This window comes from Halomonas aquatica (assembly GCF_040196335.1).
Classification (GTDB): Bacteria; Pseudomonadota; Gammaproteobacteria; order Pseudomonadales; family Halomonadaceae; genus Halomonas; species Halomonas aquatica.
On sequence record NZ_JBEGCJ010000003.1, the window covers coordinates 78046 to 99788 of the forward strand.

The following is a 21743-nucleotide window of genomic DNA, read 5'->3' on the forward strand; positions in this document are numbered from 1 at the left end:
CAGGAAGCCTGATACTCAGGCAACACCAACGCAGTACCCAAGGAAGACCAAGGAGAACACCATGACTCTGAAGACTACCCTCAAGCTGACCGCCGCTGCTGCATCTCTGGCCATCCTGGCCGGTTGTGCGTCCACCGGCGCTCTGGACGAAGTCCGCATGACTGCCGAGTCTGCCCAGGCTGACGCTGCCGAAGCACGCAGCATTGCTGTCCAGGCACAGAACACCGCCAACCAGGCTCAGCGCGACGCTCGCGCGGCCCTGCAGATGTCCGAGCAGAACCGCGAAGAGATGAACCGCATGTTCGAGCGTTCCATGCGCAAGTGATCGTTCTATGCCGTCCGGTAGGGCGGTAGCAGAACCTTCATACAGGGGCCTCGCCGATCACGGCGAGGCCCCTGTCGTTGGTATAGGCATCTGTAGGTGCGAACATCCACATCTGTAGGTGCTCGAATCCTGGAGGGGGCAATGAAGCCAGTGGGAGCGACCGGTTCCACGACTCGACTTGCTTCGCGCCGGCGCGCCTTCTTCGTCGCTACAGAAATGTCGCTCCCACAACATGACGATGGGCAATGCCCTTTTGTGGAAGCGTACGGTTTGACGCCCCGACTTGCTGGGTGATTAGGCCAGCAAGCTGGTGGATCAGCCTCGCTTGGCCTGACGTTTCTGGCGGACGGCAGTGTCGGCCGCGATCAGCTCCAGGCGGTCCCAGAGGGTCTCGGGGGCTGGCTCAGGGACGGTGACCTCCAGAGGCATGGGCATGCCGCGCGGTACCTCAACGACCTGTCGCAGGAGAGCATAGTCCACGGGGTAGTCGAGGCCACTGATCGCCGTGTCGACCTTGTAGAGTGCCTCTGTAATGCGCTGGATGCTGGTGCCGTCCTCCTCGTCGAGGTAGGGGTAGGCCTGGACATGCAGGGTGCCGTCCGCCCAGCCGAGCTTGAGGGTCTCGTTGATCAGCTTGACCTCTGTACCCACCGACAGGCGCGGGAAGAGATCCTCGATGTCTTCCGGCAGCATGCGGATGCAGCCATGGGTGACGCGCATGCCGACGCCCTCGGGCTTGTTGGTGCCGTGGATGAGGTAGCCGGGGATGCCCAGGCGCATCTTGAACTTGCCCAGCGGGTTGTCCGGCCCAGGCGGCACCACTCTCGGCAGTATCCGGCCATCTTCGGCATGTTCCTTGATGATCGACGACGGCGGGTACCAGGCCGGGTCCTTCACCTTCTGGGTGATCCGGGTGCTGCCCAGTGGGGTCTTCCAGTCCATGCGCCCCACAGCGATGGGGTAGGTCTCGACTCGGGGCGTCTCGCCTTGCGCAGCGGGGGGATAGTAGTAGATGCGCATCTCTGCCACGTTGACTACCAGGCCTTCGCGGGGCCCCTCGGGGAGGATGAAGCGGCCAGGAATCACTACCTCGGTGCCCTCGAAAGGGGCCCAGATGCTGATGTCGGGGTTGGCGCGGACCATCTCCTCGTAGCCGATGCCGTGTTCATGACCGATGTCGATCAGGGTGTCGCCGCTGTCGGTGACGATGGTATAGACCTCCCCGACGAGGTCTCCCTCCTCGGGGAGGGGGTAGTGGCCACGAGGCCAGTCGTCGGAATTGGCTTGCAGTGGAGCGGCCAGGGCGGCGATGAGGCCCAGCGAAATGGTAAATCGGGCGGCGCGCCCGAACAGAGGGAAGTGTTTCATCGAGTCATGTTCCCGTGGTTGCCGGTCGTCTGGGGCTGCGGTGGGCCCGTCCTGGGCACCCCTGTACCTTAGTATCACCCGTCCGGGTGGGTGTCCGCCAGACGGGAGAGGTGGATAAGCGTTGGCACCTCAGCCGTTGGCGCGGCGATCAGGCCGCTTCGGTCTTGCGATTGAGAGTGTCGAGAAGTCGTTCCACCGCCTGGAAGCGTGCCTCCTCCTTCTCCATGGCCGCCTCGAAGCGCAGTGTGTCGGCGCCGTCGAGGCGATAGCGTTCGGGGGCCTGCTGGATCAGATCCACCAGCACCAGGGGGTCGATGGCGGTCTGGGGGCCGAAGATCACCCGTCCCTTCTCGGGGCCGGCCTCCAGGCGGTTGATGCCCAGGCGTTCTGCACGCAGACGCAGCCGAGTCTGGCGCAGCAGGGTCTTGACCGGCGCCGGAAGCAGGCCGAAGCGATCGATCATCTCCACCTTCAGCTCCTTGATCTCGCCTTCATCGGCAGCACTGGCGATACGCTTGTACATCACCAGACGCTGCTGGACGTCGTGAAGGTAGTCGTCGGGGATCAGCGCAGGCAGGTTGAGACTGACCTCGACCCCCTGGTCCAGCGGAGCCTCGATGTTGGGTGTGCGTCCCTCGCGGATCGCCTTCACCGCACGGTCGAGCATCTGCATGTAGAGGCCGTAGCCGATGGCTTCCATCTGGCCGCTCTGTTCCTCGCCCAGCAGCTCGCCCGCCCCGCGGATCTCCATGTCGTGGCTGGCCAGGGTAAAGCCTGCCCCCAGATCCTCGGCACCGGCGATGGCTTCCAGTCGCTTGACGGCGTCCTTGCTCATGGCCCGAGGGGGCGGGGCTAGCAGGTAGGCATAGGCCTGGTGGTGGCTGCGCCCGACACGGCCGCGAAGCTGGTGCAGCTGGGCAAGGCCGAACTTGTCCGCGCGCTCGATGACGATGGTGTTGGCGCTGGGCACGTCGATGCCGGTCTCGATGATGGTGGAGCAGACCAGAACGTTGAAGCGCTTGTGATAGAAGTTGGACATGACCCGTTCCAGGGAGCGCTCCGGCAACTGGCCATGGGCAACCCCGACTCGGGCTTCCGGCACCAGCTCGCGGACCTTCTCGGCGGCGGTCTCGATGGTCTTGACCTCGTTGTGCAGGAAATAGACCTGGCCGCCGCGGAGGATCTCGCGCAGGATCGCCTCCTTGATCACCGCCTCGTCACGCTGTTGGACAAAGGTCTTCACCGACAGACGCCTGGCCGGCGGGGTGGCGATGATCGACAGGTCGCGGATGCCGCTCATGGCCATGTTCAATGTCCGCGGGATAGGGGTGGCGGTCATGGTCAGGATGTCCACCTCGGCGCGCAGGCTCTTGAGGCGCTCCTTCTGGGCCACCCCGAAGCGATGCTCCTCGTCGATGATCAGAAGGCCCATCCTGGGAAGCTTCATGCTCTTTGCGAGCAGCTTGTGGGTGCCGATAACGATGTCCGCCTGGCCCTCCTCGATGCGTTTCAGGGAGGCGGCCTGCCCCTTGCCGGCGGTGAAGCGCGAGATCAGTTCGATATTCACGGCGGTGTCGGCGAAGCGGTCGCGGAAGTTCTCGTAGTGCTGGCGGGCGAGCAGCGTGGTGGGTACCAGCACAACCACCTGACGAGAGGCGTGTACCGCCAGGAAGGCGGCCCGCATGGCGACCTCGGTCTTGCCGAAGCCCACGTCGCCGCAGACCACACGGTCCATGGGACGCGGTGCCGTCATGTCGCCGATCACGGCCTGGATGGCGGCGCGCTGGTCGGGTGTCTCCTCGAAGGGAAAGCTGGCGGCGAAGCGGGCGTACTCCGCGTCGGGCGGTGCACAGGCGAAGCCCTCCCGGGCCTCACGGCGGGCGTAGATGTCGAGCAACTCGGCGGCCGTGTCGCGGATCTTCTCGGCTGCGCGGCGGCGTGCCTTCTCCCACTGGTCGGAACCCAGCCGGTGCAGCGGGGCCAGTTCGTCGTCGGTGCCGGCGTAGCGAGAGATCAGGTGCAGGCTGTCCACGGGCACATAGAGGCGCGCGCCCTCGGCGTATTCCAGAGTCACGAATTCGGCGGCCTGTCCGCCCGCTTCCAGGGTCTCTAGCCCCAGGTAGCGGCCCACACCGTGGGCCTGATGGACCACCGGGACACCGGGGCGCAGTTCCGAGAGATGGCGGATGGCCAGCTCACCGTCATCGGTCGCCTTCTCCCGGCGGCGACTCTGGCGGACCACTTCCCCGAAGAGTTCGGTCTCGCTGATTACCGCCAGGTCGGGGTCGGTCAGCCACAGCCCAGCATCGATCTCGCCCTCGGTGATGGCCAGGCGCGACTCGCTTGCGAGGAAGGCCGGAAAGTCCTCTACATGACCCAGCGCGAGCCGCAGCGGCGCCAGGGTCTCCTCCAGGGCCTCTCGCCGGCCACGGGACTCGGCCACGAAGAGCACCCGGGTGTCGGGGTGGTCGTCGAGGAAGGCCGTCAAGTCAGCCAGTGGCCGTTTCGCCCGGGCATTCACCGACACCGTCGGCGGGGGCTGGCAGGCGGGCATCTTGGCATGCCGGTGTTCGGCATCGCCGGTCAGGGCCACCCGTGGATGGCGCTTGATATCACCGAATACCTCGGCCACCGGCACGAACGCCCGATGCGGGGGCAACAGCGGGCGGCTGGGGTCGACGCCGAGGTTCTCGAAACGACCCTCGATGGCTTCCCAATGGTGCTCTGCCGCCTCGAACACGCCAGGTAACATGGCCACCCGAGTCCCCTCGGCCAGGTGCTCGAACAGAGTGGCCGTCTGCTCGAAGAACAGCGGCAGGTACTGCTCCAGGCCGGGGGAGGGAATGCCCTTGAGGGCATCGACATAGAGAGGGCACTGTCGAGGGTCGACATCGAACAGGGTCTCGAAACCCTCGCGGAAGCAGGCAATGGCCGATCGTGACAGGGAGTATTCGTGAGCAGGGAGCAATTCCACACGCTCGACCCGATCCTGGCTGCGTTGGGTCTCCGGGTCGAAGTGGCGCAGGGTGTCGACCTCGTCATCGAAGAGGTCGATACGCAGCGGAGATTCGGCGCCCATGGGGAAAAGGTCGATCAACGCCCCGCGCAGGGCATACTCGCCGGGTTCGAAGACCGTCTCCACGGACCGGTAGCCGGCCCGTGAGAGCGCGCTCCGAAATCCCTCGCGATCCAGTATCTGGCCCGTTTCCAGCGTCATCACGCGTCCGGCGATATAATCCACCGGTGGCAGGCGCTGCATCAGGGTGTTGATGGCGGCCAGCACGATCCCATGCTCGCCGTCCTGGAGGCGCCTAAGGGTGCGAAGGCGCGCCGAGACGATGTCCTGATGTGGCGAGAAGCTGTCGTAGGGCAGGGTCTCCCAGTCGGGAAAGGGCATGACCGGAAGTCGGCCATAGAAGCCCAGGTCACTCTCCAGTCGCTGAGCCGTGGCGGTATCGGGGGTAATCACCAGCAGCGGCGCGTCTTCTGCAAGGTGTGCCAGGGCCAGGGCGGTGGCGCTGCCCGCCGGGGTCTGCCAGTAGAGGATGTCGCGCAGGCCCTGGGGGCGAGGCGGGTCGAGCGGGGAGAAATTCGGCATGCTGTTCGGTTACCCAACCGTGTTCGTGAGCGGCTTGCGAAGGTAAGGGCATCATACCAGCCCCGGCGCAGTCCTGTAGTCAAGGGCAGATTCCTGTAAAACCCCTACAGCGGCTGCGACCATCCTGCGATTGCCCCGGGAGACGCCGCCCCGGATAATGCCTCAGCATTTTCCTCACTATTCTCACCCAGGAGAGGCCAGCCGTGAGTCAGCAATCCCTCGATACCGTCTTCCATCAATGGCACGACAACCAGGCGATCGCCGAGCAGATGATCCCGATGATCGGGAGCCTCTACCGTCGCAACAACGTGGTGGTGACCATGTTCGGACGGTCGCTGTTCAATCGCAGCGTGATCCGCATCCTCAAGGATCACCGATTCGTGCGCAAGGCCGAGGGAACCGAGCTTTCCGTGCAGGATACCTTTCCGCTGGTCCAGGCCATGATGGACCTGAACCTGGGGCCGGCCCACGTCGACGTGGGCAAGCTGGGCGTGGCCTTCAAGCGGCGTGGCGGCACTGATGCTCAGGCCTTCCTGCGAGATGAGCTCAGCGAGATCGTCGACGCCCATGATCCGAATGCCGGCACTGGCGAGCCCAAGGACGTGGTGCTCTATGGCTTCGGGCGCATCGGTCGTATCCTGGCGCGGGTGCTGGTCGAGAAAGCCGGTGGTGGCAACCTTCTGCGTCTGCGCGCCATCGTGGTGCGTGGTCGAGGCGACATCGCCAAGGACCTGGAGAAGCGCGCCAGCCTGCTGCGCCGCGACTCGGTCCATGGCCCGTTCAACGGCACCATCAGCATCGACGTCGAGTCGCGGACCCTGATCGCCAACGGCAACGTCATCAAGGTGATCTATGCCGACTCGCCGGCCGAGGTCGACTACACCGCCTATGGCATCGACAACGCCGTGGTGGTCGACAATACCGGCATCTGGCGCGACGAGGAGGGCCTGGGCCAGCATCTGGCGTGCAAGGGCGTGGCCAAGGTGCTGCTGACGGCGCCGGGCAAGGGTGACGTCAAGAACATCGTCTATGGCATCAACCACCTGGCCATCAGTGCCGAGGATCGCATCATCTCCGCGGCATCATGCACCACCAATGCCATCGTGCCCGTCCTCAAGGTGCTGAACGACGAGTTCGGCGTCGAGCATGGTCATGTGGAGACCGTCCATTCCTACACCAACGACCAGAACCTGATCGACAACTACCACAAGGGGGATCGTCGCGGTCGCAGTGCCCCGCTCAACATGGTGATTACCGAAACCGGTGCCGCCAAGGCCGTCGCCAAGGCGCTGCCGGAGTTCGACGGCAAGCTGACCGGCAACGCCATCCGCGTGCCGACGCCCAACGTCTCCATGGCGATCCTCAACCTGCGCCTGGAGAGGGACACCGACGCAGGGACGCTCAACAATTTCCTGCGTCGCATGTCGCTCGACTCTCCCTACCAGAAGCAGATCGACTTCGTCGACTCGCCAGAGGTGGTCTCCACCGACTTCGTCGGCAACCGTCACGCAGGTATCGTCGATGCCAAGGCGACCATCGCCAACGGCAAGAATGCCGTCCTCTATGTCTGGTACGACAACGAGTTCGGCTACAGCTGTCAGGTGGTCCGCATCCTCCAGCATGTCTCCAACGTGCACTTCCTCAAGCTGCCTCGCGCTCAGTCTTGATGGCCGGGTCCTGATGGCCGGGCCCTGATGGCAGAGCCAGCCGTCCATTGATGGGCGGCCATGTCTCTCTCCCTGGCCCCCTCCGGCCAACTCGGCCGGTGGGGTCCTGCCTTTTTCTGGCCGAGGCGATGGCGGCGCGATGCCGACCCGAAAATGGCTGAGTGAGCGACATCTCACGTTGATTCCACTGCCCGTGACCATGTCTCCCTTAGTGCCGTTGGATCTTGCGACCTTAGGTCAGGTGGTCATCCCTTTCGCTTGTCTTTATAATACGATGGATTTTTCGGGGTGGTTCGAGCAAGCCTCGGGCCCGTCTGGTAACGTACTGAAAACAGAAGCATTCGAATCCATTCGAACCCCTTTCTTCATCTATCCGATCCATCAACTGGGCGAGACTATGATCGAAGTCAAGAAAGGCCTGGATCTCCCCATCACGGGGGCACCGGAGGAGCGTATCGAGGATGCGCGGCCGGTGCGCCATGTGGCCGTCCTGGGCACCGACTACGTCGGCATGAAGCCGACCATGGAGGTCCGTGAGGGGGACAGGGTCAAGCTGGGCCAGCTGCTCTTCACCGACAAGAAGATCGACGGTGTGCGTTTCACGGCACCTGCGGCCGGTGAAGTCGTGGCCATCAACCGTGGTGAGAAGCGCAAGCTGCTGTCGGTGGTGATCAAGGTCGACGAGACCGAGGAGGCGGTCGAATTTACCGCCCATGGTCGCGACAAGCTGGAGGGCCTCGAGCGTCAGGCCGTGGTCGACCAACTGGTCGACTCGGGCCTGTGGACGGCCCTGCGCACGCGTCCCTTCTCGCGCACACCGGCCATCGATAGTACGCCGACCGATATCTTCGTCACTGCCATCGATACTCATCCGCTGGCCGCCGACCCTGCCGCGATCATCAACGAGCAGGCCGATGCCTTCGAGGACGGACTGAAGGTGCTGGCTCGCCTGACCGAAGGCCGGGTCTTCCTCTGCACCGCACCGGATGCTCGTGTCCCGGGTGGTGACGTCGAGGGCGTGCAGCAGGAGACCTTCGCCGGTCCGCACCCCGCTGGCCTGGTGGGTACGCACATCCATCATCTCTCGCCCGTTGCCCTCCACAAGCGCGTCTGGCACATCGGCTACCAGGATGTCATCGCCTTCGGCAAGCTGTTCGCCGAGGGCAAGCTGGACGTCAAGCGCGTGATCGCATTGGGCGGCCCGCGCGCCGAGAATCCCCGCCTGCTGCGCACTCGCCTCGGGGCCAGCACCGAGGAACTGCTCGCCGGTGAAGTCATCGACCCCGACGATACCCGCGTGATTTCCGGTTCGGTGTTCTCTGGCTTCACCGCCGAGGGGAGTCTCTGCTACGTGGGGCGCTTCCACCATCAGATCAGCCTCATCGAGGAAGGCAACAAGCGCATCTTCATGGGCTGGATGTCCACTGGCGCAAACCGCCATTCCGTTCTCGGCATCTACCTCTCCAAGATCAAGGGCCTGCGCAACTATGCGCCGACCACCTCTACCAATGGCTCCGAGCGCGCCATGGTGCCGGTAGGAGCCTATGAGGAAGTGATGCCGCTGGACATCCTGCCCACCCAGCTGCTGCGTACGCTGATCGTTGGGGACATCGAGACGGGCATGTCACTGGGTTGCCTGGAGCTGGACGAAGAGGACCTGGCGCTGTGCACCTACGTGTGCCCCGGCAAGTACGAGTACGGTCCCATCCTGCGTGACAACCTCACCATGATCGAGAAAGAGGTGTGATGATGGCAATCCGACAGACACTCGACAATCTCGAGCCACACTTCCACAAGGGTGGCAAGTACGAGAAGTTCTATCCCCTCTATGAGGCGGTGGATACCATCTTCTACACGCCGCCGAGCGTGGCCAAGACCACGGCGCATGTGCGCGACGGGATCGACCTCAAGCGCATCATGATTACCGTCTGGCTGTGCACCTTCCCGGCGATGTTCTTCGGCATGTGGAACGCCGGCTGGCAGGCCAACCTGGCGATCGCCGATGGCTTCGGTGCCCCGACGGGCCTGCGTGAGGCCATTGTCACGACCCTGACCACCGGCCATGACCCCGGCAGTCTCTGGGCCAACCTGGTGCTCGGCGCGACGTATTTCCTGCCCATCTATCTGGTCACCTTTGTGGTGGGCGGCTTCTGGGAGGTGCTGTTCGCCATCAAGCGGGGCCATGAGGTCAACGAGGGCTTCTTCGTTACCTCCGTGCTCTTCGCCCTGATCCTGCCGGCCACCATCCCGCTATGGCAGGTGGCGCTCGGCATCACCTTCGGCGTGGTGATCGGCAAGGAGATCTTCGGCGGTACCGGCAAGAACTTTCTCAACCCGGCGCTGACTGGCCGTGCCTTCCTCTATTTCGCCTATCCGGCACAGATCTCGGGTGATTCGGTGTGGGTGGCGGCCGATGGCTTCACCGGTGCGACGGCACTCTCCATTGCCTTCCAGGACGGCATGGCGGCGCTCTCCAGCCAGTTCGGTTGGTGGGATGCCTTCCTCGGATTCATCCCCGGCTCGGTGGGTGAGGTCTCGACCCTGGCGATCCTGATCGGTGCGGTGGCACTGCTCTGGACCAGAATCGCCTCATGGCGGATCATGCTAGGCGTGTTCCTGGGCATGGTGGCGACCAGTACATTGTTCAACCTGATGGGTTCCGAGACCAATCCGATGTTTGCCATGCCCTGGTACTGGCACCTGGTGGTGGGCGGTTTCGCCTTCGGCATGGTCTTCATGGCCACCGACCCGGTCTCTGCCTCCATGACCAATCAGGGTCGCCTGATCTTCGGTGCCCTCATCGGTGTCATGACCGTGTTGATCCGTGTCGTGAATCCTGCGTTCCCCGAAGGCATCATGCTGGCGATCCTGTTCGCCAACCTGTTCGCCCCGCTGATCGATCACTTCTTTGTACAGGCCAACATCAAGCGCCGAATGCAGCGCACCGGTGTGCCGGCCGAGGAGACTGCCTGATGGCACAGAGCAATAACTCCACCAAGAAGATACTGACGGTGGCGTTCGCACTTTGTATCGTGTGTTCGATCATCGTCTCCACCGCTGCAGTGGCACTGCGCTCCAAGCAGCAACTCAACCAGGAGCTCGACCGCAAGTCGAACATCCTGGTCGTTGCCGACCTCTATCAGGAGGGCATGGATATCGAGAAGGCCTACAGCGAGCAGATCACGCCGCGTGTCGTCGACTTGAATAGCGGTGAGTATTCCAGCGAATACGACCCTCAGAGCTACGACAGCTTCCAGGCGGCCAAGGATCCTGCGCAGTCCCGCACGTTGTCCGGAGAGAAGGACATCGCCGGCCTGTCTCGCATGGAGAACTACAGCACCGTCTTCCTGGTGGGCGATCCAGATGATCCTCGGCAGCTCATCCTGCCGATCCGGGGACAGGGGCTGTGGGGCTTGATGCGCGGATATCTTTCCGTGCAGGGTGACGGCAACACCATCAACGGCATCACCTTCTACTCGCATTCCGAGACACCTGGCCTGGGCGGTGAGGTGGACAATCCCCGCTGGAAGGCTCAGTGGGAGGGCAAGGAGATCTTTGGTGCAGAAGATAGTGCGCAGCCGGCCATCCAGCTGGTGAAGGGCGGTGCCAGCAGCGAGACCGAGGTGGATGCCTTGTCCGGTGCGTCACTGACCAGCAATGGGGTATCCAACATGTTGCAGTTCTGGCTCAGCCCTGCGGGCTTCGGCGAGTACCTGGCCAAGTTCCGTGAGGGTCTGGCCCAGTCCGACGTACAGGGTGCTGCCACCGCGTCCGACGACACTGAAGGAGCCTGATCATGTCCGCACCGACTTACAAGGGCGTTCTGACGACGCCTATCTTCAAGAATAACCCCATCGCCCTGCAGATCCTGGGCATCTGCTCGGCGCTGGCGGTGACCAGCAGCATGAGCGTTTCATTGGTCATGTCCCTGGCGGTGATCTTCGTGACGGCGTTCTCGAACCTGTTCGTCTCGTTGCTGCGTCACCAGATCCCCTCTGCCATCCGCATCATCGTGCAGATGACCATCATCGCCTCGCTGGTCATCGTGGTGGATCAGATCCTCAAGGCCTATGCCTACGAGATGTCCAAGCAGCTCTCGGTGTTCGTGGGGCTGATCATCACCAACTGCATCGTGATGGGGCGTGCCGAGGGTTTTGCCATGCAGAACCCGCCGATGCTGAGCTTCCTCGACGGTATTGGCAACGGGCTGGGCTACGGTTTCATCCTGATGGTCGTGAGCTTCTTCCGTGAGCTGCTCGGTTCGGGCAGCGTCTTCGGCATCACCGTGTTCGAGACCGTGCAGAACGGTGGCTGGTACGTGCCCAATGGCCTGCTGCTGCTGCCGCCCTCGGCGTTCTTCATCATTGGCCTGATGATCTGGGTGCTGCGCGCCGTCAACCCGGAACAGATCGAGGAGAACGAGTTCACTATGAAGGCCAACACCCAGCCGAAGGAGGCCGTGTAACATGGAACACTATCTCAGCCTGTTCGTTGCCTCGGTTTTCGTCGAGAACATGGCCCTGGCCTTCTTCCTGGGCATGTGCACCTTCCTTGCAGTATCCAAGAAGGTCTCTTCGGCCATCGGCTTGGGCATCGCCGTCATCGTGGTGCTGACCGTCACCGTGCCGGTGAACAACCTGGTCTATACCTTCCTGCTCAAGGAGGGCGCCCTGACATGGACCGGCATCAGTGGTGCCGAGAACATCGACCTCTCCTTCCTGGGTCTGCTTTCCTACATCGGCGTCATCGCCGCCCTGGTGCAGATCATGGAGATGTTCCTCGACAAGTACGTGCCGGCGCTCTACAACGCCCTGGGTGTATTCCTGCCGCTGATCACCGTGAACTGCGCCATCCTCGGGGGTGTGCTGTTCATGGTCGAGCGCAGCTACAACTTCGGTGAGTCTGTGGTCTACGGTCTGGGTGCGGGTACCGGCTGGGCGCTCGCCATCACGGCGCTGGCCGGTATTCGCGAGAAGCTCAAGTACAGCGACGTGCCCGCCTCGCTTCAGGGCTTGGGCATCACCTTCATCACGGTGGGCCTGATGTCACTGGGCTTCATGTCCTTCTCCGGCATCCAGCTCTGAGACGGCTCGTGTTCTTCCGGCGGCGTCAGCGCCGCCGGTGACCTGGCAACGCAAGCAATAGGAAACCGACATGGTTGATACAACAGTCATCTTGCTCGGTGTGGTCATGTTCACCGTGATCATCATCGGTCTGACGGCGGTGATCCTGGCCGCCCGCAGCAAGCTTGTCAGTACCGGGGATGTGACCATCGAGGTCAACGGTGACCCCGAGCACACCCTTACCACCCAGGCTGGGGGCAAGCTGCTCAATACCCTGGCGGCCAACGGCATCTTCCTCTCCTCCGCCTGCGGTGGCGGCGGCTCCTGTGCCCAGTGCAAGTGCCGGGTCGAGGAGGGTGGTGGCTCGATCCTTCCCACCGAGGAGTCCCATTTCACCCTGGGCGAGAAGAAGGAGGGCTGGCGCCTCTCCTGCCAGGTGCCCGTGAAGCAGGACATGAAGATTGAGGTCCCGGAGGAGGTCTTCGGCGTCAAGCAGTGGGAATGCGAGGTCATCGAGAATCCCAACGTCGCCACCTTCATCAAGGAGCTCAACCTCAAGCTCCCGGAGGGTGAGGAAGTGGGCTTCCGTGCCGGCGGCTACGTGCAGCTGGTGGCGCCGCCCTATGACATCAAGTTCTCCGACTTCGACATCGAAGAAGAGTATCGCGGTGATTGGGAGAAATTCGGCCTGTTCGACATCTCCCACAAGAACGATGAGGAAATCATCCGGGCCTACTCCATGGCGAACTACCCGGAAGAGAAGGGAATCCTCAAGTTCAACATCCGTATCGCCACACCGCCGCCCAACTCGAGCCATCCTCCGGGCCTGATGTCCACCTACGTCTTCGCACTGAAGCCGGGCGACAAGGTCACCGTGATGGGGCCGTTCGGCGAGTTCTTCGCCAAGGACAGCGATGCCGAGATGATCTTCATCGGTGGCGGTGCCGGCATGGCGCCGATGCGCAGCCACATCTTCGACCAGCTCAAGCGGATCAAGAGCGACAGAAAGATCAGCTTCTGGTACGGGGCTCGCTCCTGGCGCGAGACCTTCTACAACGACGAGTATGACCAGCTGGCCGAGGAGTTCCCCAACTTCGAGTGGCACCTGGCGCTCTCCGACCCGCAGCCGGAGGATAACTGGGAAGGGCCGACCGGCTTCATCCATAACGTTCTCTTCGAGAACTATCTCAAGGACCATCCGGCCCCTGAGGACTGCGAGTACTACATGTGCGGGCCGCCCATGATGAACGCCTCGGTGATCAAGCTGCTGATCGATCTGGGCGTCGAGCCAGAGAACATCCTGCTGGACGATTTCGGCGGCTGATCTCGCTCGATACACGGCAACCCGGGCCGGCCGAGAGGCCGGCCCCTTCGGTTCTGCTGCCTGATATCAAGCTAAATGGATCCCAACGGCCGTCGTGTTGTCATACGGGCAGGATGGACGACCTTTACCGTTATCGAGGAGCGTTACAATGACCCTTTACCTGGTGGTATTCGCCTTCATGCTGTTGATCATGGCCGCCATGGCCGTCGGCGTGATCATGGGGCGCAAGCCAATCGCCGGTAGCTGCGGTGGCCTCAACCAGCTCGGGCTCAAGGAAGGATGCGAGGTCTGCGGTGGCAAGGACGAGGTCTGTGAGGAAGAGAACCGCAAGCATGGCAGCGCGCGTCGTCGCAGTGACGAGAGCCGCGGAGCCGATCTGGGGTACGACGCGACCCGCCGTTGACCGCTCAAAGAGACTGGTGTCCATCGTCGGTGCGCAACGCGCCCTCGGTGGCAATACGCCTCGGACGCCAGTCTCCCGCGATGTTCTCCAAGCCTCATTGTTGCCCATGGTGTCGATGAATTGTTCGCCCTGGCACCCTGAAACCCCTAGTACCATTCCCCCCACAGCATCATGCCCTGGTGACGGCAGCGCCCATCTCCGCGGCGCAGACAGTACTTGCTTGCTCAGTACGACGGGTACAGTCTGGACGATAGCGTCCAGATAACCGGTCTGGATGATATGTCCACTGGATTTGGAGACATCACCATGATCAGGAAGGGATTGGTACTCGCACTCCTCATGTTCGGTTATATCACCACGGCCAGCGCCGATTATGCCGGCGCCATGCGTAACTACGAGCAACAGCAATACCGAGACGCCATCCAGGAATTCCGAGAGCTCGCCCGAGGCAAGGACGCCGATGCCCAGTACATGCTGGGGCGCATGCACGAAGCCGGCAACGGCACTCCCCAGGATTTCGTCGAAGCGCACAAGTGGTACAACCTGGCGGCCTCGCACGGCCATCGGCATGCGGCCGACGCCCGGGATGCGATCGCCCAACGGATGACGACGCAGCAGATCGCCGAGGCCCAGCGGGTGGCGCGTGCCTGGCAGCCGGAGCAGGCATCAGCTGCCCAGGTGGCACCAGCAGCGCGGCCCGACATCGAGACCCTGTCGGATCGGCAGGGGGTGGCCGAGATACAGCGCGAGCTCAATCGTCTCGGCTACGATGCGGGCCCCGTGGACGGGCTGATGGGGACACGCACCCGGAATGCGATACGCCAGTACCAGTCCGACGCGGGCATTGCCAGCAACGGCTATGCAACATCCGACCTGCTGATACGCCTGCGCCAGACGGAGCGACAGGAAGTGGCGGTAGCCACCGAGCCGGCGGCATCGAGCGCGACCGAGGACTCGCCCCGGGTGGCCCTGCAGGACGATTTCGGTGATGGTGACTATCGTCGAAACCCCGCCTGGACGGTGCTCAGTGGGCGCTTCGACATCGATCGGGATGGCTTGCGAAGCGTGGTGGAGATTGTCGACGAGAATGCATCTGCGGCACCCAGCCTGCGCTCCGACAGGCCCGAAGACATCGGCCTGGCCATGTTGCAAATGATCCTCGAGCAGACTGGCAATATACGGCCCGAGGCCGCGGCGACAGAGACGGAAACCGCCAGGATCTTCGTCGCGTCGCCGATCCGCAACGTCTTTCAGATGGAAGTGGACCTGGCCTCCAGAGAGAGGGAAGGCAGTCTCGAAATGGGCGTCTACCAGGGTGATCGTCCGGGCGGCGGATACCGGTTGGTCTATCACCCCGGTTCACGCCCCGGACTTAGCCTGATGAGGCTGACCAGCAGCAGGAGCGATCTGATCGCCACCAGCGATGCTTCCCTCAATCTCGAGGATGGCAGCTTCCATACCCTGGTCTGGAGCCGCGACGCGGATGGCGAGATGCGCATCAGCGTCGATGGACGTCGAGTCATTCGGGCACGGGACACGAGCTTTCGTGAGCGCTTCCAGGGCTTCGTGTTCGCCAATCATGGCGGCGACTTCAGCCTTGGCCGGATACGGGTAGAAGATTGACGAGGAAGCAGAACCCACTTCGACAGGCAGGAAAGGGCCCCTCAGGGGCCGGGTATCGAGCTGTTCCTGATCTGATGGGAAAAGCAGGGTGAGGAGGCCGGCTCGCGGTCCTCTGCGTCCTCCTCATGCAGCGCCTGGAAAAGCGCCTGGCGCAGCCGTGGCAGGTGTGACCTCTCCAGGTCCCGCGCGGCCGAGAGCAGCGTCAGCCGTCCCCGCCGGGCATGGCGCATCAGCGGGATCAGGCTGTCCGGGGCATCACGCAATTCTCCTCGGTAGCGAACGGCGAAGACTTCCGCACTGATCTCTTCCAGATGGAATTGCCGGCGCAGTGCCGGCGAGGGAGATGCATCCCGGTACCAGTCCGTCAGTGCGAGACTCTCGCGGCGCTTGCCGCGTGGCCAGAGGCGATCGACCAGCACCCGGACACCATCCTCGACATCAACCGGCTGGTAGATCCGTTTAAGCACGATGTCGTAGGCCATCGCTAGACTCCCGTCTTCAGGTCATCGAGGGCCTTTCGGGCCTGGTCTTGCCAGGGCCCGGGGAGAGATGCGGCTTGCTCAAGCGCCGTTCGGGCCTCGTCGGCTTGCTCAAGGTCACCATGCAGCAGTCCCAGGTTGAGCCATGCGGCGGCGAGGCCGGGGTCCTGCGTCGCGGCGTCCTCGAAGGCGGCCATGGCTCCCCGGGTGTCGCCCGTGGCGTGACGGGCGTTGCCCAATGCAAAATGACCCATGGCGAAGTCTCGATGCCTGGCCACCAGTGCCTCCCAGGCGGGAATCGCGGCGCGTTCTCCCTGTACGCGTTCGAACTCGGCGATGGCATCAAGGTTGCCGCTGGCGTAGTTGCCGGCCGGCAGCTCTCCCGGGGCGAGTGCAACGAAGGCCCAGCGATCGCTGCGGGCCCAGGTAGCATCGAAGCGCTTGAAGGACTCCAGGCGCTCGGGTTCCATGCCGCTGTGCAGGATCATCTCATTTTCATCAAGATCGAAACCGATCGCCACGGCGTAGTGCCAGAGCGGCCAGGCCGGCAGCGAGAGGTTCTGCATCACCACCACCGGATGGCCGGCGTCGATCTCGGTGATCAGGGCATCCAGAGAGCCCTCGATCAGGAAGGGAATGCGGCCATGGCGACGCACGGTGCCAAGCATCTCGGGCTGCACACTGCCCTCTCGGCCGGGAATGAAGACCTGGGGAATCAGGGTGTCGACGGCGACGGGCGTGCCGGAGGCATCGAGCACCATGGCCAGCGAGGCGGGACCGCACTGATAGTCACGCTGGCCATAAAAGGGTACGTCCGCGAGCTGGGCCCGGCTGGGAAGCTCGCTGCGGGTCGTATCGGCCAGCCGGGGAGTGGACGCGCAGCCGGCCATCACGAGCAGCAGCATGGCCAACGCGAGAGCGCCCGCAAGGCGGGCGCTCTCGGTTGCAGCGCTAGCGAGATGCCGCAAGCGGTTGGGTGTCATGCTACCACCTCGTTCAACGGGTGAACGGGAAGACGTTGGTCAGGCCGAGGATGTCGGTGACCAGCAGGATCACGAAGACGGCGAACAGGGCGCCGACCACGCTGGCGCCGGCGGGGAGCTGCTCGAGCTGGTCGGCCATCTGGGCAGCTTCGGCATCGGAGAGGGCGGCTACCCTAGCTTCCACCTCTGCGGGATCGACTCCTTGAGCGACGAGCTGTTCCTGGACATCGTCACGGGCGAGGATGGCGTGGATGCGCTCATGATCTCCCCGGGTACGCTCGGCATTCAGGGCATCCTGGGTGGTGACCAGACCACTCCCAGAACTGGCCGGGGCGGCGGCGACAGGCAGGCTGCCCAGCACCAGGGCGGCGATCAGCAGCGGGCTGAGGTAACGGCAGATCTTCTTCATCATCTTGATGTTCCTTTTCTTGGGTTGGGCTTCCGGCTCCAGGCTCCGCCGGAGCTGCCTCCATGCAGGCCGGCAGAATGCGATGCACGTCCAGTATAGGACGGAATGATTTGAAATTTCATGCCCTTGTAGGAGCAATGCTTGCATCGCTCCCACGGCGAGGGCCCCGAATTCAGCTCGCGCTGACGCTGGGCTACCCGGCGCCTTGGTCGATTCGGTAGGAGGAGGGGAGTTCTGCCAACAGGCCGCGACCGCCAGCCAGCGTCAGCGCCAGGTCATGGAGGCCATCCCACAGCGGCACCTTGCTGCCTCCCTTGATGGCCAGGTCCAGGCGCTGGGCGAACAGCAGCAACTTGTGCAGCCGCTTCAATGGCAGCCGTGCGATGGCCTGCTGATAGGCGGGACGCCGCTTCTCGAAGATCGCAGGCTTCTGGGCCTTGCAGGCATGATCCAGGCTCTGTCCCTGATCCAGGTGCTGGTGAAGGGAGAGCAGAATGCGCAGCTCCCGGGCCAGGGCCCAGAGCACGATGGGCGCTTCGACCCCCTCGCCGCGAAGGCCGGCCATGATACGGGTGACCCGGGCTCGTTCGCCCTTCAGGCAGGCGTCCATCAGGGTGAAGACATCAAAGCGTGCGCTGTCCTCGACACCGCCAGCGACCTCCCTTGGACCGACCCTCGCGCCTGCGGGGAGCTGAAGGGCGAGCTTCTGCAGCTCCTGGTCGGCGGCCAGCAGGTTGCCCTCGGTGCGTTCACCGAGCAGGCGAGCGGCATCGAGGTCGAGGGAGAGGCCGTGGCGGCCGGCCCGGTCGCGCAGCCAGTACCCCAGGCGCGAGGGATCCACCGGCCAGACCGGGACGAAGAGCCCAGCCTTGTCCAGAGCCTTGAACCAGGCGCTCTTCTGCTCGCGATAGTCGAGCTTGCCGGCGGAGAGCAGCAGGATGTCGTCGCTGTTCTGGAGTGACTCGGCATACTCACGCAGCGCCTTTCCCCCTTCCTGGCCTGGCTTGCTGTTGCCGAGACGCACCTCGATGAGCCTGCGCGTGGCGAACAGCGACAGGCTGGCGGCGGCCTCGGTCAGGCGTCCCCAAGCGAAGTTGGCCTCGACGTCGAGGATCTCACGCTCCTCGACTCCCCCCTGGCGGGCCGCCCGGCGAACGGCGTCGCAGGCCTCCATGTGCTGCAGCGGCTCCTCGCCGGCGACGATCACCACGGGGGGTAGTTTCCGGACCAGCGCAGCCTCGAGCTTGTCGGCGAATATCTTCACGACAGTCCCTTCACAACAGTCCCTTCACGACGGTTCTAGCGCCCGCAATCGGTCCATCAGCCGGCGCACGGCCTCATCACGCAGTCGTTCGCGAGCGGCATCGAGAAGGTCATCCTGGGTCAGCAGTTCGTCGTCGTTGACGGTCAGGCTCTCGCTGACCTCGAGTCGCTGCTGGTCGAGCAGGTAGGCGCCGTCGGCACGTCGCTGCACGGAGAAGGGCACCTCAAGGGACAGCTCCAGCTCTCGGGGTCCGCTATCGAGCGCTCCCATGCGGCGTTCCCGAAACGCTTCGACCCCCAGGTTGAGCACACGGCTTGCCTCCTCCTGAACCCGGGTGCCGGAACCCTCGAGTCGACGGGTGACCAGGCGGGCCAGTTCAGTATCCGGACCCTCGAGGGACAGGGCATCGATGTCGACCAACGGCTGGTCGAGGCCTCGCAGGTGAAAGCCACAGCCGGTCAGCGCCAGCGAGGCGCCGGCGGCGAGGCCGATTCGCAGAAGGTGTCGGCGCTGCATGGGCCAGTCTCCCGTCTGACGCGATGAAGGGGGTAGGGCGGTCAGCCCACCACGATATTTACGAGCTTGCCGGGCACGACGATCACCTTGCGGATGGTCTTGCCCTCGGTATGACGCTGGACGTTCTCGGCAGCGAGGGCCTGGGCCTCGATGGCATCCTTCTCAGCGTCGGCGGGTGCCTCGATGCGGGCCCGCAACTTGCCGTTGACCTGCACCACCAGCTCGATGGTGTCCCGCGCCAGGGCCGACTCGTCCACCCGCGGCCAGGGGGCATCGATCGCCGGCTCGTCGTGGCCAAGCTCTTGCCACAGGGAATGGCAGGCGTGGGGCGTGATCGGCGCGAGCAGCAGCACGCAGGCCTCCACCGCCTCACGCGCCACGGCCAGGCCATGTGGCGAGGTGTCCTCGAACTTCGAGAGCGCGTTGGTCAGTTCCATCACCGCGGCGATGGCCGTGTTGAAGGTCGTGCGCCGGCCGATGTCGTCACCGGCCTTGCCGATCGTCTCGTGGGTCTTGCGTCGCAGCTCGCGCTGGGGCTGGGTCAGTGCCTGGGCGTCGAGGGTGCCGGGCGTGCCGGCCTCCAGGTGCTCGCTGACCAGGCGCCAAAGGCGCTTGAGGAAGCGGCTGGCGCCCTCGACGCCGGAGTCGGACCACTCCAGGGACTGCTCGGGCGGCGCGGCGAACATCATGAACAGGCGCACAGTGTCGGCACCGAAACGGTCGATCATGGATTGCGGGTCTACGCCGTTGTTCTTGGACTTGGACATCTTCTCGATGCCGCCCATCTCCACGGGCTGGCCATCAGCGGCCAGCACAGCGCTGACCGGGCGGCCCTTTTCGTCGCGCTTGACCTCCACGTCGGCCGGGTTGAACCACTCCTTGCCGCCATTCTCGGCAGGTCGGTAGAAGGTCTCTGCGATGACCATGCCCTGGGTGAGCAGTCGCTGGAAGGGCTCGTCGGTCTCCACCAGGCCGAAGTCGCGCATCAGCTTGTTGAAGAAGCGCGCATACAGCAGGTGCAGGATGGCGTGCTCGATGCCACCGATGTAGAGATCCACCGGCAGCCAGTAGTTGGCTCTCTCATCGAGCATCGCCTCCATGTTGTCGGCGCAACAGAAGCGGGCGTAGTACCAGGACGACTCCATGAAGGTGTCGAAGGTATCGGTCTCGCGGGTCCAGCCATCGCCGAGGTCGGAGAATTCCGGCATGCGCTTGAGCGGCGAACCGGTGGCGTCGACCGTGACCTCCATGGGCAGGGCGACCGGCAGCTCCTCGTCGGTGAGCGGCACCGTCTGCCCCTCGGGGCCGTACTTGACCGGGATCGGCGCCCCCCAGTACCGCTGGCGAGCCACCCCCCAGTCGCGCAGTCGGAAGTTGGTCTTCACCTCGCCGCAGCCTAGCTCGCTGAGCCGCTTGGCGATGGCATCGAAGGCGGCCTGGAAGTCCAGGCCATCGAATTCGCCGGAATTGATTACCGTACCGTAGTCGTCGTGGGCGCCCTCGGAGAGGTCCGGAGCCTGGCCGTTCGCATCGGCGATCACCGCCTCGATGGGCAGGCTGTACCTGGTCGCGAACTCCCAGTCGCGCTGGTCGTGGCCGGGCACCGCCATCACCGCTCCGGTGCCGTACTCCATCAGCACGAAGTTGGCCACATAGACCGGTACCTCGCGCCCCGTCAGGGGATGCACGGCCAGGTGGCCGGTCGGCATGCCCTTCTTCTCCATGGTGGCGAGCTCGGCCTCGGAGGTGCCGCCGTGGGAGCACTCCTCGACGAAGGCGGCGAGCTCAGGGTCGCCCTCGGCGGCCTGCCTGGCCAACGGGTGGCCGGCGGCCACGGCGACATAGGTCACACCCATCAGGGTGTCGGGACGGGTGGTGTAGACCGAGAGCGGCTCGGCGGCGGTTTCCTCAGCGGATGTTATTTGAAAGCTGAGCTCCACGCCGCGCGACTTGCCGATCCAGTTGCGCTGCATGGTCTTGACCTGCTCGGGCCAGTCGATCTCATCCAGGTCGGCCAGCAGCTCCTCGGCGTAGTCGGTGATCTTGAGGAACCACAGCGGGATATCCTTGCGCTCCACCAGTGCACCGGAACGCCAGCCGCGCCCCTCGATCACCTGCTCGTTGGCCAGCACCGTCTTGTCGACCGGGTCCCAGTTGACCGTGGACATCTTCTTGTAGACCAGGCCCTTCTCGATGAGCTTGGTGAAGAACCACTGTTCCCAGCGGTAGTAGTCGACATCGCAGGTGGCGAACTCGCGGCTCCAGTCATAGGCGAAGCCCAGCGCCTTCAACTGACGACGCATGTAGTCGATGTTGTCGTAGGTCCATTTGCCGGGTGGTACCCGATTCTGGATGGCGGCGTTCTCCGCCGGCATGCCGAAGGCGTCCCAGCCCATGGGCTGCATGACGTTCCTGCCCTGCATCCGCTGGTAGCGGGAGACCACGTCGCCGATGGTGTAGTTGCGCACATGCCCCATGTGTAGCTTGCCGCTGGGGTAGGGGAACATCGACAGGCAGTAGAACTTCTCACGGTTGGCGTCTTCCACCGCCTTGAAGCACTGGTTCTTGTCCCAGAACTGCTGGGCGTCGCGTTCGGTTTCGTGGGGCTTGTACTGTGCGTCCATCGCTGTCTTCGGGTACCTTGCAAGTCGAGCGCAGCGCCTCGGCACCGCGCATGTCAGCAGCCCTTGTCCGGCGTCAAGGTCGGGCGCCGGCGCGGCG

The 21743-nt window shown here is 63.9% G+C and carries 18 protein-coding genes; 10 read left to right on the forward strand and 8 right to left on the reverse strand.

Annotation, left to right across the window (positions count from 1 at the left end):
- Nucleotides 1-61: 61 nt before the first annotated feature.
- The gene (locus ABE960_RS06645; RefSeq protein ID WP_349761469.1) at nucleotides 62-325 is read left to right on the forward strand and encodes an Lpp/OprI family alanine-zipper lipoprotein; all 264 of its coding nucleotides are present in this window, start codon (nucleotides 62-64) and stop codon (nucleotides 323-325) included.
- Between the two features lie 315 nt (nucleotides 326-640).
- On the opposite strand, the gene ABE960_RS06650 is transcribed toward ABE960_RS06645, so the two are convergent.
- Both ABE960_RS06650 and mfd read right to left on the reverse strand, forming a co-directional pair.
- The gene (locus ABE960_RS06650; protein ID WP_349761470.1) at nucleotides 641-1693 is read right to left on the reverse strand and encodes a L,D-transpeptidase family protein; all 1053 of its coding nucleotides are present in this window, start codon (nucleotides 1691-1693) and stop codon (nucleotides 641-643) included.
- Nucleotides 1694-1841: 148 nt separating this feature from the next.
- Nucleotides 1842-5291 carry a transcription-repair coupling factor gene (mfd, locus tag ABE960_RS06655; protein ID WP_349761471.1) on the reverse strand — a complete coding sequence of 1150 codons (3450 nt, stop codon included), beginning with the start codon at nucleotides 5289-5291 and terminating at the stop codon, nucleotides 1842-1844.
- Between the two features lie 203 nt (nucleotides 5292-5494).
- Here mfd and ABE960_RS06660 point away from each other — a divergent pair, with 203 nt between their 5' ends.
- From ABE960_RS06660 to ABE960_RS06700, 9 genes are all read left to right on the forward strand, one after another.
- The gene (locus ABE960_RS06660) at nucleotides 5495-6958 is read left to right on the forward strand and encodes a glyceraldehyde-3-phosphate dehydrogenase (protein WP_349761472.1); all 1464 of its coding nucleotides are present in this window, start codon (nucleotides 5495-5497) and stop codon (nucleotides 6956-6958) included.
- Nucleotides 6959-7355: 397 nt separating this feature from the next.
- Nucleotides 7356-8705 (forward strand): Na(+)-translocating NADH-quinone reductase subunit A, encoded by a 1350-nt coding sequence (locus ABE960_RS06665; RefSeq protein ID WP_349761473.1) that lies wholly within the window; start codon nucleotides 7356-7358, stop codon nucleotides 8703-8705.
- A complete protein-coding gene (locus tag ABE960_RS06670) occupies nucleotides 8705-9931 on the forward strand; it encodes an NADH:ubiquinone reductase (Na(+)-transporting) subunit B (RefSeq protein WP_349761474.1) in 1227 nt (408 codons plus the stop codon). Before ABE960_RS06665 ends, ABE960_RS06670 begins: the two co-directional genes overlap by 1 nt.
- Nucleotides 9931-10752 (forward strand): Na(+)-translocating NADH-quinone reductase subunit C, encoded by an 822-nt coding sequence (locus ABE960_RS06675; protein ID WP_349761475.1) that lies wholly within the window; start codon nucleotides 9931-9933, stop codon nucleotides 10750-10752. The genes ABE960_RS06670 and ABE960_RS06675 overlap by 1 nt, the downstream gene beginning before the upstream one ends.
- A gap of 2 nt (nucleotides 10753-10754) precedes the next feature.
- Nucleotides 10755-11423, forward strand: coding sequence for an NADH:ubiquinone reductase (Na(+)-transporting) subunit D (locus ABE960_RS06680; protein WP_349761476.1), 669 nt, complete (start codon nucleotides 10755-10757; stop codon nucleotides 11421-11423).
- Nucleotide 11424: 1 nt separating this feature from the next.
- Nucleotides 11425-12042 carry an NADH:ubiquinone reductase (Na(+)-transporting) subunit E gene (gene nqrE, locus ABE960_RS06685; protein WP_071945613.1) on the forward strand — a complete coding sequence of 206 codons (618 nt, stop codon included), beginning with the start codon at nucleotides 11425-11427 and terminating at the stop codon, nucleotides 12040-12042.
- A gap of 70 nt (nucleotides 12043-12112) precedes the next feature.
- On the forward strand, nucleotides 12113-13345 hold the full coding sequence (gene nqrF / locus ABE960_RS06690; RefSeq protein ID WP_349761477.1) for an NADH:ubiquinone reductase (Na(+)-transporting) subunit F: 1233 nt from the start codon (nucleotides 12113-12115) through the stop codon (nucleotides 13343-13345).
- A gap of 148 nt (nucleotides 13346-13493) precedes the next feature.
- A complete protein-coding gene (gene nqrM, locus ABE960_RS06695; RefSeq protein ID WP_349761478.1) occupies nucleotides 13494-13748 on the forward strand; it encodes a (Na+)-NQR maturation NqrM in 255 nt (84 codons plus the stop codon).
- Between the two features lie 306 nt (nucleotides 13749-14054).
- Nucleotides 14055-15371: a peptidoglycan-binding protein gene (locus ABE960_RS06700; RefSeq protein ID WP_349761479.1), complete on the forward strand. Its 1317-nt coding sequence runs from the start codon at nucleotides 14055-14057 to the stop codon at nucleotides 15369-15371.
- A gap of 41 nt (nucleotides 15372-15412) precedes the next feature.
- Here the strand turns inward: ABE960_RS06700 and ABE960_RS06705 are convergent, their stop codons facing one another.
- The 6 genes from ABE960_RS06705 to leuS form a co-directional block, all read right to left on the reverse strand.
- Nucleotides 15413-15853, reverse strand: coding sequence for a DUF488 domain-containing protein (locus tag ABE960_RS06705; protein ID WP_349761480.1), 441 nt, complete (start codon nucleotides 15851-15853; stop codon nucleotides 15413-15415).
- Between the two features lie 2 nt (nucleotides 15854-15855).
- Nucleotides 15856-16833 carry a PA2778 family cysteine peptidase gene (locus tag ABE960_RS06710; protein ID WP_349761481.1) on the reverse strand — a complete coding sequence of 326 codons (978 nt, stop codon included), beginning with the start codon at nucleotides 16831-16833 and terminating at the stop codon, nucleotides 15856-15858.
- A gap of 13 nt (nucleotides 16834-16846) precedes the next feature.
- Nucleotides 16847-17242 carry a PA2779 family protein gene (locus tag ABE960_RS06715; RefSeq protein WP_349761916.1) on the reverse strand — a complete coding sequence of 132 codons (396 nt, stop codon included), beginning with the start codon at nucleotides 17240-17242 and terminating at the stop codon, nucleotides 16847-16849.
- A 193-nt stretch (nucleotides 17243-17435) separates the two neighbouring features.
- Complete coding sequence (gene holA / locus ABE960_RS06720) at nucleotides 17436-18506, reverse strand: DNA polymerase III subunit delta (RefSeq protein ID WP_349761482.1); 1071 nt, start codon at nucleotides 18504-18506, stop codon at nucleotides 17436-17438.
- 24 nt (nucleotides 18507-18530) lie between these two features.
- Entirely contained in the window at nucleotides 18531-19022 is a 492-nt protein-coding gene (locus ABE960_RS06725; RefSeq protein WP_349761483.1) for an LPS-assembly lipoprotein LptE, read from the reverse strand.
- 41 nt (nucleotides 19023-19063) lie between these two features.
- A complete protein-coding gene (gene leuS, locus ABE960_RS06730) occupies nucleotides 19064-21646 on the reverse strand; it encodes a leucine--tRNA ligase (RefSeq protein ID WP_349761484.1) in 2583 nt (860 codons plus the stop codon).
- Nucleotides 21647-21743 lie beyond the last annotated feature (97 nt).